A 13654-nucleotide genomic window follows, 5' to 3' on the forward strand; every position below is an offset into this window, starting at 1 on the left:
GGCATTGTACTAAATATATGATATCAATATATTCGTTTTTCACCAAATTAAACATATTAACTACAAGGTATTACACAATAGAATCATAAAAAATTAGAAATAATTAGCACAATACTATCTTATTTCCATACCTTTAACATGTGTTTACGATTCTTAAATTAGAGAATATAAAACAATATAGTCTGATATTAAATTAAGTGATAAAGAAATACCACAAATGATTTAGAATTCTAAGAGCTATACAGCTTATATAGTGTTCTTTTGGTAGAATAAACAGATGAAAATAATAAGGTTTTTATAACAATAAAAACATTATTAAAAAAATAAGGTTGCAAAGAAAAAAGATATGAGAATTGGTTTTGATGCTAAACGATTATTTCACAATAAAACAGGTTTAGGTAATTACAGTAGGGATCTTATACGGATACTAAAGAGGTACTATCCTAGTAATTCGTATGTCCTTTATAATCCTAAACAAAAGTCACTTCCCTTTTTTTCTGATGATAATAATTTTGAAATTATATATCCCAAAGGACTAATGAGTATTCTTCACTTTATCTGGAGAACTTATGGTATCTCTAAAAACAGTAGTGTAAAGAATCTTCAAGTTTATCATGGTCTATCAGGTGAAATACCTTTCAACTTACCTACAAATGTCAAAAAAGTTGTTACAATACATGATCTTATCTTTGTAAGATATCCTCACTTGTATAATAAATGGAATCAAAAGGCATATTTTAATAAATCAAAATACGCAGTTAATAATGCTGATGCCATAGTAGCAATAAGTGAACAAACTAAAAGAGATATTGTTACATATTTAAATATTGATCCTAAAAAAATAAATGTTATTTATCAAGGTTGTGCGCAAGCTTTTAAAGTAAAATACACTGCTGAGGAACTACAAGAAACTAAAACTAAGTATACATTACCACAAGAATTCGTTTTAAATGTAGGAACAATAGAGGAACGAAAAAATGCCTTTAGCTTAGTTAAAGCTATAAAAAATATTGATACAACTCTAGTATTAGTAGGTCGAAAAACAAAATATTCACATAAAATAGAGCAGTATATTATAGAGCATAAAATGAGTAATAAAGTCATATTTCTACAAGGTCTATCCCTTATAGAACTTGCTCATTTATATCAATTAGCTACAGTCTTTGCTTATCCTTCAATTTTTGAAGGTTTTGGTATTCCAATTATTGAGGCACTTTATTCAGGAACACCAGTCATCACTTCTAAATCAGGTGTTTTCCCAGAAGCAGGAGGTCCCGATAGTATTTATGTTGATGAAAGTAACAGCGAAGAAATAGAACAGGCTATTATGACCCTTTTAAACAATCCTGACTTACGTCAAGAAATCCTTGATAAAGGGAAACAGTATGTCCAGAAATTTAATGACGAATACATTGCCAAAAATTGGATTAAACTATATGAGTCTATATAAAAAAACAGCCTTTATTGTAATCTAAAGGCTGTTTTTTTTATTATTTCCCTTTGCCAAATATACCTAACAACTTGTATATTTTAGCCTTATATTTCTTAAAGCCTGCATCAAACTCTTTTTGAAGTTTACTTCTCTGCTTCTCCATTGCCAAAACTCTTCGATGCCATCCTTCATGTTTTACATAGCCTGTCTCAAAAACAACTGCATAATAGCCTATTTCTTCATAGAACTTACTTATAGAATCTTCCATTCCACTGTTAGCATATCCTCCTGTAATCATTTTATAATCAGAAAGTCTTTTTACTGTTGGGTTAAATGTAAAAGCAAAAGGTTCCTTTTTATCTTCTAAATCAAAACGATATATTTTATGGTTTTCACAAATTTCAAATGTATCAAGAACTTTGCAATGATTAGTATCTGTACGCTCTCTTAACCAAATATTAAGTATTTTAGGAGAAGCTTTCAGTACTTCTATAGAATCTTCTATAAATCCACTTCTATAAAAAATCCAATCTTCTTCACAATGAAAAATGTATTCAGTATCAACTAAACTATAAGCTCTATCAATACTCTTTAATTGTCCTAAGTTAACAGGATTGTGTAGCAGGACTGTTTTTCCTTTTAATTCAGGAAAGTTATTAACTACCTTTTCTAAACTCTTTATCTTTTCTGAGTCTTCAATAAAAATATACTTTTCAATGGGACAAGTATTATATTTTAAAAAACTTGCGATTGTTAACTTTAATAAATCAAAACGATTACAACTAGTTAAAACAAAAGTTACTTTATCTTCTCTCATATCTATTTTATTAATAACTGATTAAGTCCATTTTCACAATAACTCAATTTATTACTTATTGCATCCTTTAATAGTTTATCATTATTAGGCAAAGAGGCTCTTTCTTCTTCTTTGTGATATAAGTGGTAAGCGATAGCCATAAACTTAACATTGTGTCGTTTTACCCCTTTATTAAATAATCTCTCAACAAATTCACTATCTTCTCTACCCCATCCAACAAAGTTATTATTGAATCCATTGACAGCGAGAACATCCTCTAGAAAGAAAGCCATATTACATCCTCTAATAGCTTTATGACTATATGTAATATCTTTTTGTTGTTTATTATTTAGAAAAGGCAAATGACAAGCTGATAACCTTTTTTCAAAACGTGTTTCTATATTAGGTTGGTACCAGTGTATTCTTTTATATTTATCTGAAGTCGCTAAATATTCTTTTGTTTTTTTCTCATTAAACATCACACGCCCCCCTTGTACAAAGAAACCTCTCTTCGCATTACTAATATGATCCAATACAAACTTAGAATGTAATACCATGTCTCCATCAATCATCACAACATATTCTCCCTCACATAATGCTAACCCTCTGTTGCGCGATTCTGATAATCTAAACCCTTTATCTTCCTGCCAAGCATGTTTTAAAGGAACTGGAAAAACAGATTGATATTTTTTTATCAATGCAATAGTATCTTCTCTTGAACCGTCATCCGCTACAACTACTTCAAAAGGTAATTTTTCTTGATTTAAAACTGAAACTAATACAGCTTCTAAAGCATCAACACGATTATAAGTTGTAATTAACAAACTCACTTTTAATCTCTGATTTGCCTCAGCTAATTTGACATATTTATAATATGACCCCATTGCATTAGCACTGGCTATTACAAATCCGTCTGCCCCATATAGCAATCCCTTTTTTAGAAAATAATGTTTAAAAAAACCAAATAAACCATGTGTAAACCCCTTAAATACAGAAGCTTTCTTTCTGTATTTCATTTGTTCTGCATATAGAGATGTATAATGTTGTAACTTTCTAATCAGATCATCAGCTCCGTCAAATGAATAATGTAAGTAATGTTCTTCAAAAATCACTACTTTAACTCGCTCTCCATATTGTAAAGACTCATGTACTTGTTTGTTGTCAAACATTACTTCTGTCTTATTATACAAGCGTTTCACTATATTTGGATACCAACCACAAGCTTTGATAACGCGCCCTCTATAATGATTTAAGCAAAGCATTCCATAAATAACATTTTTATTGCTAAAATCAACATCCTTAATACGTTGTAATAATTCTGGAGTCATTACTTCATCGCTATCCATATTAAGTATCCAATCATTCTTTGCATAAGATACCGCTAGGTTCTTTAATGGACCAAAGCCAATAAACTCAGACTTAAAAACTTTTACATTGGAAAATGTTTCTGCAATCTTAATTGTACCATCGTTAGATCCATTATCTAACACGATAATTTCATCAAAATCAGCATAAGACTGCAAAACACGTTTCAAATACTTCTCAGAATTTTTCACAAGCATTGTAACACTTATCGGAATCCTTTCTATCATACTACCTTACTATTTTTAATTCAATTCAAAAAAGTTAAAACAACTTCCCAAATTGCAATTTCATTTTGAACTTAAACATTGATTCATCCCCTTGTATCTCTATTCTTTTAATCTCATACAATTTCTTAAAAGGAAAACTATTAATCTTATTTCCAATTCTAAGTCCATACTCCATTCCGTTTCTTTTTAATTCAGCAAAGAAACTAGATTTAACCGGATTTTTTCTAGGGAAGTTTCCATAGGGATACGCTACACCAGGAAACACTTTTAAATCATTCTCTTTGCAAATTGAAAAACAAATATCAAAATCTTCCTTTATTTCCTCATTACTCAAACTAGCATAAGCTCTATGCAAATTAGAATGATGTCCTAATTCTATTAAATTACTTAAGTTTTTTAATTGGTCCATTGACATAACAGGTACAGTCCCTTCATTCCAACCATCTGTTTTTCCTATATAAGCAAAAGGAACAAAAAATGTGGCTTTTAGATTGTATTTTTCTAAAAGTGGTACCGCATACTCTAATTGGTTTATAGTTACATCATCAAATGTGATAACTACATTTTTACCAGATAGAGACTTAGTATTCCTTAAGTCACTCAAATGATGAGTTTTATATTTTTTAGATACTAAGTATTTAAACTGCTCCTCTAAAAGTAATTGATGTATAGTGAGTCTTTCTACTTTAGCATCATCATCTGTAACATTGTGATACATTAAAATCGGAAGTCGTGCCATTCTATTTTTTTTAACAAAAATAAACTAATATTAATAACAATCTCTATTTTAATTTTTTTAAAAGACGTCTTATTTTTTCACTAATAACTAAATTGTTTTTTGCAATCCTAAAGTTGATTGGTAAAACAAATATTAATTTTTAATATCTTATTTTTTAGACTATTTTTGTGCATTACAACAACAACTAAATATTCTTAACGTAATGATTTATTTCTTCGAAAACCCTTCGAGAAAGTTTTACACTGTACAAGTGGAGAACAACTTATCTAATGAAGATATCCAAAAGTTAAATTGGTTATTTGGCAATGCCAAGCACATCAACGAGAAAACAATCAATGCTAAATTTGTCGGTCCACGTGCTACAATGGTTACTCCATGGAGTACCAATGCAGTAGAGATAACTCAAAATATGGGAATCACTGGGATTATCCGTATTGAGGAATTCGTAAAAGCAGAAGATAGTGATACATTTGACCCAATGTTATTACAAGAGTTTGATGCACTTCACCAAGACATCTTTACTATTAACATTGATCCTGAAACAATTAACTACATTGAAGACATCGCTAAATACAATGCACAAGAAGGTTTAGCTTTAAACGACGAAGAGATTACTTACCTAAATGAATTATCTACTAAACTTGGACGTAAGTTAACAGACTCTGAAGTATTCGGATTCTCTCAGGTTAACTCTGAGCACTGTCGTCACAAGATATTTAATGGTACATTCATTATCGACGGAGAAGAACAACCTACTTCTCTATTCAAATTAATTAGAAAAACGTCTGAATTAAATCCAAACGAGATTGTATCAGCGTATAAAGATAACGTTGCCTTTGTCAAAGGACCAAGAGTAACGCAGTTCGCTCCTAAATCAGCAGACAAACCTGACTTCTATGCAGAGACTGAGTTTGACTCTGTAATCTCATTAAAAGCAGAAACACACAATTTCCCTACTACTGTAGAACCGTTCAATGGTGCTGCTACAGGATCAGGAGGAGAGATACGTGACCGTTTGGCTGGAGGACAAGGTTCACTGCCATTAGCAGGTACAGCAATCTATATGACATCGTACTCTCGCTTAGAACAGAACCGCCCTTGGGAACAAGCAATGGACGAAAGAGCGTGGTTATACCAAACGCCTATTGATATCTTAATCAAAGCTTCTAACGGTGCTTCTGACTTTGGTAACAAATTTGGACAACCACTTATCACAGGTTCTATCCTTACATTTGAGCACGAAGAAGAAGCTCGTAAATTAGGTTTTGACAAAGTGATTATGCAAGCTGGTGGTATCGGATATGGTAAACTTGACCAAGCGTTAAAACACAAACCATCTGTAGGTGACCAAGTGGTAATCTTAGGTGGTGAGAACTACAGAATCGGTATGGGTGGTGCAGCAGTATCTTCTGCTAACACAGGTGCTTTTGGTTCTGGTATCGAGTTAAACGCTATCCAACGTTCTAACCCTGAAATGCAAAAACGTGCTGCTAATGCTATCCGTGCGATGGTAGAGGCTGAACATAACCCTATCGTATCTATTCACGATCACGGTGCGGGTGGACACTTAAACTGTCTGTCAGAATTAGTAGAAGAAACAGGTGGGCATATCAACTTAGATAACCTTCCTGTGGGTGACCCTACCCTATCTGCTAAAGAAATTATCGGTAATGAATCTCAAGAAAGAATGGGATTAGTTATCGGTCAAAAAGACATCGATACTTTAGCGAAGATTGCTGAGAGAGAACGTGCTCCAATGTACACTGTAGGTGAGATTACTAATGATCACCGTTTCACTATTGAGTCTAAAACTAAAGGTGACAAACCTATGGACTTCGCTATCGAAGATATGTTTGGTAGTTCTCCTAAAACAATCATGGATGATAAAACAATCAACCGTGTGTATGCTGATTTAGATTACTCTGTAAACAAAGTAGAAGAATACTTAAACCACTTATTACAATTAGAAGCTGTAGCTTCTAAAGATTGGTTAACTAATAAAGTAGACCGTTGTGTAGGTGGTCGTGTGGCTAAACAACAATGTACAGGTCCATTACAGTTACCACTTAACAACTTAGGTGCTATGGCACTTGATTATAAAGGTAAAGAAGGTATTGCTACTACTGTAGGACACGCTCCTATCGTAGCGATCATAGATCCTGCTGCAGGAAGTAGAAATGCTATTGCAGAGGCTTTATCTAATATCGTTTGGGCTCCTCTTAAAGAAGGAATTAAGAATGTTTCATTATCAGCTAACTGGATGTGGGCATGTAACAATGCTGGAGAAGACGCTCGTCTATACAAAGCTGTGAAAGCTTGTTCTGACTTCGCTATCGAATTAGGAATCAATATCCCTACAGGAAAAGATTCTTTATCTATGAAGCAGAAATACCCTAATGACGAGGTTATCGCTCCTGGTACAGTTATCATCTCTGCTGCAGCTAACTGTACAGATATTACTAAAATAGTAGAACCTACTTTAAAGAAAAACGCTGGTTCTATCTACTATATCAACTTGTCTAAAGACAACTTCAAATTAGGAGGTTCTTCTTTTGCACAGGTATTAAACAAAATAGGTCAAGAGGTTCCAACTATTACTGACGGTACTTACTTCAAGAATGCTTTTAACGCTATTCAAGAATTAGTAGCTAACGAACAAATAGCTGCTGGACACGATATTGGAAGTGGTGGTTTAGTTACTTCTCTTTTAGAAATGACTTTCGCTGATACTAATTTAGGTGCGAAATACGACTTAACAGCATTGAACGAAATAGATACTGTAAAAGCATTGTTCAACGAGAACATCGCGCTTATCGTTCAAGCAAAAGACGATGCTACTTTAGAACAAGCTTTAGCTGCTAAAGGAGTAATCGTTACTAAGATTGGTACAGTGACTACAGATGAGAAAGTATCATTTACTAATGGAATAGATAACTTTACATTTAGCGTACCTGCTATCAGAGATACTTGGGCTAAAACGTCTTACTTATTAGACCAAAAACAAACAAAGAATAACAAAGCGACAGATCGTTATAACAACTATAAAGTACAACCTTTAAACTTCAGCTTCCCTGCTCAGTTTGACGGTAAGAAACCTGTAGTTGACGCTTCGAAACCAAGACCAAAAGCTGCTATTATTCGCGAGAAAGGTAGTAACTCAGAGAGAGAAGTTGCTAATGCAATGTTCTTAGCTGGTTTTGATGTAAAAGACGTACATATGACTGACCTTATCTCTGGTAGAGAAACATTGGAAGATATCCAATTTATCGGAGCTGTAGGTGGATTCTCTAACTCAGACGTATTAGGATCTGCTAAAGGATGGGCTGGTGCATTTATGTACAACGAGAAAGCAAATACAGCATTGAAAAACTTCTTTGCTCGTAAAGACACTTTATCAGTAGGTATTTGTAACGGATGTCAGTTATTTATGGAGTTAGAGTTAATCAACCCTGAGCACGAAGTACACGGTAAGATGCAACACAACGACTCTCAAAAACACGAGAGTAACTTTACTTCTGTTACAATCCAAGAGAACAACTCTATTATGCTTTCTACTTTAGCTGGAAGTACTTTAGGAGTATGGATTTCACATGGTGAAGGTAAATTCAACTTACCTGAGACAGAAGATAAATATAGCATCGTAGCAAAGTATGCTTATGACGCTTACCCTGCTAACCCTAATGGTTCTGACTTTAACACAGCGATGATGTGTGATACTACAGGACGCCACTTAGTAATGATGCCTCACATCGAGCGTTCATTATTCCAATGGCACTGGGCTAACTATCCTGAAGGAAGAAAAGATGAAGTTTCTCCTTGGATGGAAGCATTCACTAACGCACGTGAGTGGATTGAAGAAAACAACGCTAAATAATATATAGCTTATATAAACAATAAAGCCTCCTTATGGGAGGCTTTATTGTTTTATTTCTTCACATATTCATATGAACTATATCGAAATACTCTTGCTTTATTAGGAGCTGCCATAGGTTCACTAACCTTGCGCTCATAACTATCAGGTACACCTTCATCGATGTAATACTGTCCTTTTAACTTAATGAAATAGTTAAATTGTTTTTTATACAAAGTATCTTCATTAATCGATATTTCCTTAAAAACAGGCTCTATAAACATACAGTCTTTAGCATCTATCTCATACCCTTCTACAAGTAAAGATGTATCGATAAAATCTGCACAGTCACAAGCCCAATTCACATACATCACTTCTATCGTCTCTTCCTGACCAGACAATTGAGAGGGTTGTTTTGATCGATCTAAATAAGTAAGATAACAAAACCAACCAACTATTGTTATTGCAATAACAGCAAGTACAACTAATACTACCTTACCTAATATTTTAAAGTTATTTCTCATAACTCTAATTTAAGCATCCTGAAACAAATAAATCAAGAATCCAAGAACAATCAATCCTACTAAAACAGCCAAGACTATTTTCATAGTACTATAAGGTCGCTCACCTGTTATTCTACCTGTTACCCCGTTGACATAAAAGGTATATTGCTTATTTCCAAAGCCAAATGAACTCACATATAGTGGTAATAAGATATGCTTAAAAGTAATAGCTGACAGTTCGGTATTCATATTATGTATACGTTGTTCATCCCCTCCAATATCTCTTCTTACACTTTCCCTTTCATACTGATACACGATATCCCTTGCCTTATCATAAGCTTCTTTTACGTCTACTTGATACTTCTGGGTAATAAACCCACTTAAATAATCTGGCTTAATCTTATGGACTGCTTTTGGATCCCAACCTGTAGAGATAGAACTTAGTAATTTCACATCAAGTGTCTTACTTCCCGTTACTAATACATCGTCATAGAAGTTTGACACTGTACCATTCACTCTTGACCAAGATACTCTGCGTTCTCTTCTTTTATTATCACCACTACCAACAGTTACATAATAAGCATCTCCACGCTCTCCACGATACTGGGTATAAGTCTGCATATCATACGTCCAAAAAGGCACGTATACTCCCCTTAAATTATCAGCAGAGAATATCCCTCTCTTTATTTTATTAGGCGCAAACCATAATCCTTTTATCCACTCTTGTAACTTAGAAGCCACTTGATTCTCGTCTATTGCAAAAGGAGCGACATACTCTGGCTTAATATATCTTTCTTCGTGTATATCTTGTTCTACTAAAGGATTAGCACAATAAGGACATGCCATCGACTTCAGGTTTTCATCTACTGTAGAAGTAGCATGACAACTACTGCATTCTACAACCTTAGTGGTACTAAAGCTCTCTTTCTCATAGCTCTCCATAAAACTAACGAAATCATGCTCATTCAGAACTCCTGTCCCCTGCTCTATTTCTTTTACACTGCCACAATACTCACATACCAAGGCTTGAGCACTTGGCTTATATGACATCGGTCCTCCACAAGAATTACAAGGTGTAGACTCTGATGTATTCAGCTTTAATTCTTCTTCTGATGACACTTCTATAGATATTAATAGATACTATATTCCTTTTGTACTTTATCACTTCAAGGAAGCAATAGAAATAGACGTTATAATTAGTTTTAACGCCTATTTTATTTAAATCACATATTTGGTAACGGAGGAGGTGTTTGTGCCCATATAGCACTCAAATCACCTTGTTCTCCTGCTTTTTCCCAAGTTCCCATTCCATTTTTCCAAACAAGGGTATCTCTTAATAACTGACCATTGCCTGCCATCTGCTTTAATCCTTCTAAATCAAATGGGCCTGCTTGTTGTCCATTAACAGCGACAAAGTAACTAACAGCCACCGCACCTGGTATTGGCGGAGGTGTATTGGCTACAGGTTGAGCACCTTGACCTTGTGTAGTCGTTTGTCCTTGAGCCATTGCTTGACCAAACTGATTAGCCATAGCAAATCCTGCTCCCATTCCTACTCCTGCACCTGCTACTCCTGATGGATTATTAGCCGCAGCTTCCATCGCTTTAGCGGCCTTCATTTGCATTAACTTATTTAAATCAACGTGATTTAATCTGCTTAACTCAAAGATCTCTTTCTTAATATCTTCAGGCATAGATACGTTCTCAATTAAGAACTTCGTTACATCCATACCATATACCTCAAAATCATCTTTCATATAAGCAAAGATTGCCAATGACAATTCATTCAGGTTTGCTGCATACGTTTCGATAGGCAGATTAGCCTCTCCTATAGAGTCTGTAAAACGAGTAACAATAGCACTTCGCAACTGATCGTTAATTTGCTCTGTCGTAAATGTACCTGATGTACCTACTATCTCTTTGATAAACTTACCTGGATCAGCAATCTTAAATGTATATGTTCCAAAAGATCTCACTTCTATCATCCCAAAGCGATCATCATTTAAGATTATAGGATTCTTCGTTCCCCATCGTTGATCAATGAATGTCTTTGTACTTACGAAATATACCTCTGCCTTAAATGGGCTATTAAATCCGTATTTCCATCCTTTTAAAGTAGATAGAATAGGTAAATTTTGTGTATTTAGAGTATGTGTTCCCGGACTGAATACATCTGCTAACTGCCCCTCATTGATAAACACAGCCATTTGTCCTTCTCGAACAACTAACTTTGCATTATTCTTTATCTCGTTTTGAAAACGTTCAAAACGGTGTACTATCGTATTTTGTGTAGGATCTAAGAATTCAATAATATCAATGAATTCTCCAGATAATTTTTTAAACAAATTCATATCTTTTTTCTTTTTCTTATTAGTAGTTATTTTATTTTAATTGTAACTAATTTTATGCTTTAATTTTATAAATACTAAACGCCTTACAACTGTAAGTCCGCAATGCACTGCTCTCTTATTGTCCATATTTTGTCTAATGAGTAAGCAATAGTAGGAGTTATATCTAACCATTTTTGAATGGCTTCTCTATGTAAATTGATTTTGAAATCACCTATTTGATTATACTCATAGATTACCTCACTAATCCCTTTATCCTTAAACAATTCGTAATCACTCGTTATAGTTGTATAATCGTAAAAATGATTGTTATATTTTAAATAAGTATGTCCTTCTACGATATAATCTAAACCAGCCTGTTCTAATGTAGCACGAATAGCGGGTGCATAGTCTGCATCCATCTTAAATATCCCTAATACTAATTCTACTTCAGGGTGATTATTTTCTAAAGCTAATTTGCGTATTACAGCATGTTTGGTACTACATACCCCCTTCTGCTCTTCTAATACATTCAGTAGATTATCTCTATCCTTATTGCGTTTATAGGACAGTTGTTTTATATATTCGCATGCTTGTTTAAAGTCAACAATACCTAATGCTATAAAAGCTTGAGATAATGATTCTGTACTATTTATTTTAAAATTAATCATCCTATACTTTTAAACAGTTACTCTTACGCTAAAGATAACTTATTTTACCTTAATTATAAACAAACTTTGACTGCTAAAATAACTTATAATAAATCTTTATACCACAAGTACTTAGTTAACATTTTTTAGTATATTTATTCATTGTATTTTTTAAGCAACTTATTATGAATAAGAATTTTAAACATAATAACACAACAGCCAAAAGTAGAAAAAACATAGGTGAGATTGACATTATTAATCCTATTGCTCAGTTAGTATTAGATGATAATGCTTCTGTAGAAATAATAGCAAAAGGTTTTCAATATACAGATTCTCCTGTATGGGTTGACACAGAAAATCTATTGCTATTTACAGACTTACCTAATAAGAGAATACACTACTGGAAGGAACACTATAAAGAAACTAAAACTTATTTAGAAGCAATTGATTTCATTGGTCAAAATACCAAACAAGGAGAACTTAGCTCAAGTGCATTGCTTTTTAATAAAACAGGTGACCTAACTTTGTTTCTATATGGCAAACAGAAAATTGCTAAAATGAATGCAGCTATTAGAGAGCCTAAATTTAACTTCACGACATGGATTAACAATCCCAAAAAACATGTACTAGTAACTCCTTCAATATTTACAGAAGATAATACAGACAACATTTACTTTACAGATACTATATCTGAACAAGAACCTAGTAAAAGCTCTTTATATGGTTTGTTTAGAATAGACGCTAAGAATAAGTTAGAACTACTCCTAAGTAATCCAATACCAATAACAGGGATTACATTCTCTAGTGATAATAAGCACGTGTTCCTGACGTGTTCAGATAAAAAGAAAGCTTACTTACACAAGTACAATATTGTCAAAAAGAATATATCTGATTCTATTAATACTTTTGACTATACACCTTTCATAAGTGATTCTGAAGATTTCCCAAAAGGGCTAAAGACAGATAAGTTTGGTAATATTTATACGACTGGACCTAATGGAATATGGATATTCAATAAAGAATTAGAGCTAATTGCTCGAATTTATTTTACTGAACTAGCTTCTAATTGTGTCTTTAATCATGATTTTAAAACACTATACATTACAGCAAACGATAAGCTACTCAAACTAAAATTGCGAAACTAAGTATGGTTTTGATATAATATTTTTTAGATTGACTTATCTTTGATGCGAATTAGCTATTAAGTTTATTCAAAAGATTAAAACAAATAGAACAAATATTAATACACAATGGAAGAGCAATATCAACAAATCTTAGTTAGATATTATAGTGATGTCTTAGAAGAAAATACTGTAGAGACTTTTTGGGGAAAAACAATAGATAAGCAAAAAGGGTTATATCAGGTAGATAACATCCCTTTCTATGGTCCAGATTTTTCTTGTGATGATATTGTTTTCGCCGAATTTGACAGTGAGGAAAACTGTTTGACTTATCGCCACGTTGCTACTCCATCAGGGAATACGACTGCACAAGTTATCGTACTAAAAGACAAATATAACAGAGAAGACTTATATAACGAGATTCTATATGCAGGTACAGAGATAGAAGTATGTAATGATCAATACTTCGTAATCAATGTCCCTAGTAAAACTGATTATCGAAATGTATATGCTATCCTAAGTGCTCTAGAAGATGAGAAAGTAATAGAGTTTGCAGAACCATTATTATCACCGAAGCACAGTGCTGATCTTAGACAAGTCTAATCAGTACATTATAAATATAAATACAAACGCCCGATTCAGTG

11 protein-coding genes are annotated in these 13654 nt (G+C 33.3%); 4 read left to right on the forward strand and 7 right to left on the reverse strand.

Annotated elements, in window-relative coordinates:
* Nucleotides 1-346 precede the first annotated feature (346 nt).
* Nucleotides 347-1450 (forward strand): glycosyltransferase family 4 protein, encoded by a 1104-nt coding sequence (locus LNQ81_RS00650; RefSeq protein WP_229944235.1) that lies wholly within the window; start codon nt 347-349, stop codon nt 1448-1450.
* 40 nt (nt 1451-1490) lie between these two features.
* Here the strand turns inward: LNQ81_RS00650 and LNQ81_RS00655 are convergent, their stop codons facing one another.
* Genes LNQ81_RS00655 through LNQ81_RS00665 form a run of 3 tightly spaced genes read right to left on the reverse strand, consistent with a single transcriptional unit; the run spans nt 1491 to nt 4559 of the window.
* Entirely contained in the window at nt 1491-2249 is a 759-nt protein-coding gene (locus tag LNQ81_RS00655) for a glycosyltransferase family 2 protein (protein WP_229944236.1), read from the reverse strand.
* A 2-nt stretch (nt 2250-2251) separates the two neighbouring features.
* Nucleotides 2252-3820 (reverse strand): glycosyltransferase family 2 protein, encoded by a 1569-nt coding sequence (locus tag LNQ81_RS00660; RefSeq protein WP_229944237.1) that lies wholly within the window; start codon nt 3818-3820, stop codon nt 2252-2254.
* A gap of 34 nt (nt 3821-3854) precedes the next feature.
* Nucleotides 3855-4559: a polysaccharide deacetylase family protein gene (locus tag LNQ81_RS00665; RefSeq protein ID WP_229944238.1), complete on the reverse strand. Its 705-nt coding sequence runs from the start codon at nt 4557-4559 to the stop codon at nt 3855-3857.
* A gap of 202 nt (nt 4560-4761) precedes the next feature.
* Here LNQ81_RS00665 and purL point away from each other — a divergent pair, with 202 nt between their 5' ends.
* Nucleotides 4762-8433, forward strand: coding sequence for a phosphoribosylformylglycinamidine synthase (purL, locus tag LNQ81_RS00670; protein WP_229944239.1), 3672 nt, complete (start codon nt 4762-4764; stop codon nt 8431-8433).
* 50 nt (nt 8434-8483) lie between these two features.
* Here purL and LNQ81_RS00675 read toward each other — a convergent pair whose 3' ends face one another.
* The 4 genes from LNQ81_RS00675 to LNQ81_RS00690 form a co-directional block, all read right to left on the reverse strand.
* Nucleotides 8484-8933, reverse strand: coding sequence for a hypothetical protein (locus LNQ81_RS00675; protein ID WP_229944240.1), 450 nt, complete (start codon nt 8931-8933; stop codon nt 8484-8486).
* Nucleotides 8934-8942: 9 nt separating this feature from the next.
* Nucleotides 8943-10031: a TFIIB-type zinc ribbon-containing protein gene (locus tag LNQ81_RS00680; RefSeq protein WP_229944241.1), complete on the reverse strand. Its 1089-nt coding sequence runs from the start codon at nt 10029-10031 to the stop codon at nt 8943-8945.
* A 104-nt stretch (nt 10032-10135) separates the two neighbouring features.
* Nucleotides 10136-11263 (reverse strand): SPFH domain-containing protein, encoded by a 1128-nt coding sequence (locus LNQ81_RS00685; RefSeq protein WP_229944242.1) that lies wholly within the window; start codon nt 11261-11263, stop codon nt 10136-10138.
* Between the two features lie 83 nt (nt 11264-11346).
* A complete protein-coding gene (locus LNQ81_RS00690; RefSeq protein ID WP_229944243.1) occupies nt 11347-11910 on the reverse strand; it encodes a hypothetical protein in 564 nt (187 codons plus the stop codon).
* 164 nt (nt 11911-12074) lie between these two features.
* On the opposite strand from LNQ81_RS00690, the gene LNQ81_RS00695 reads away from it, so the two are divergent.
* A complete protein-coding gene (locus LNQ81_RS00695; RefSeq protein WP_229944244.1) occupies nt 12075-13034 on the forward strand; it encodes an SMP-30/gluconolactonase/LRE family protein in 960 nt (319 codons plus the stop codon).
* A 105-nt stretch (nt 13035-13139) separates the two neighbouring features.
* On the forward strand, nt 13140-13613 hold the full coding sequence (locus tag LNQ81_RS00700) for a DUF4265 domain-containing protein (protein WP_229944245.1): 474 nt from the start codon (nt 13140-13142) through the stop codon (nt 13611-13613).
* The last annotated feature ends 41 nt before the right edge of the window (nt 13614-13654 follow it).

It is taken from the genome of Myroides oncorhynchi (assembly GCF_020905415.1).
Lineage (GTDB): Bacteria > Bacteroidota > Bacteroidia > Flavobacteriales > Flavobacteriaceae > Flavobacterium > Flavobacterium oncorhynchi_A.

What these genes read in the sequence shown, in the direction of transcription:
- LNQ81_RS00665 (WP_229944238.1), bottom strand. Translation starts at nt 4,559, where the DNA reads ATGGCACGACTTCCGATTTTAATGTATCACAATGTTACAGATGATGAT.
- LNQ81_RS00690 (WP_229944243.1), bottom strand. Translation starts at nt 11,910, where the DNA reads ATGATTAATTTTAAAATAAATAGTACAGAATCATTATCTCAAGCTTTT.
- LNQ81_RS00685 (WP_229944242.1), bottom strand. Translation starts at nt 11,263, where the DNA reads ATGAATTTGTTTAAAAAATTATCTGGAGAATTCATTGATATTATTGAA.
- LNQ81_RS00675 (WP_229944240.1), bottom strand. Translation starts at nt 8,933, where the DNA reads ATGAGAAATAACTTTAAAATATTAGGTAAGGTAGTATTAGTTGTACTT.
- LNQ81_RS00655 (WP_229944236.1), bottom strand. Translation starts at nt 2,249, where the DNA reads ATGAGAGAAGATAAAGTAACTTTTGTTTTAACTAGTTGTAATCGTTTT.
- LNQ81_RS00660 (WP_229944237.1), bottom strand. Translation starts at nt 3,820, where the DNA reads ATGATAGAAAGGATTCCGATAAGTGTTACAATGCTTGTGAAAAATTCT.
- LNQ81_RS00695 (WP_229944244.1), top strand. Translation starts at nt 12,075, where the DNA reads ATGAATAAGAATTTTAAACATAATAACACAACAGCCAAAAGTAGAAAA.
- purL (WP_229944239.1), top strand. Translation starts at nt 4,762, where the DNA reads ATGATTTATTTCTTCGAAAACCCTTCGAGAAAGTTTTACACTGTACAA.
- LNQ81_RS00700 (WP_229944245.1), top strand. Translation starts at nt 13,140, where the DNA reads ATGGAAGAGCAATATCAACAAATCTTAGTTAGATATTATAGTGATGTC.
- LNQ81_RS00650 (WP_229944235.1), top strand. Translation starts at nt 347, where the DNA reads ATGAGAATTGGTTTTGATGCTAAACGATTATTTCACAATAAAACAGGT.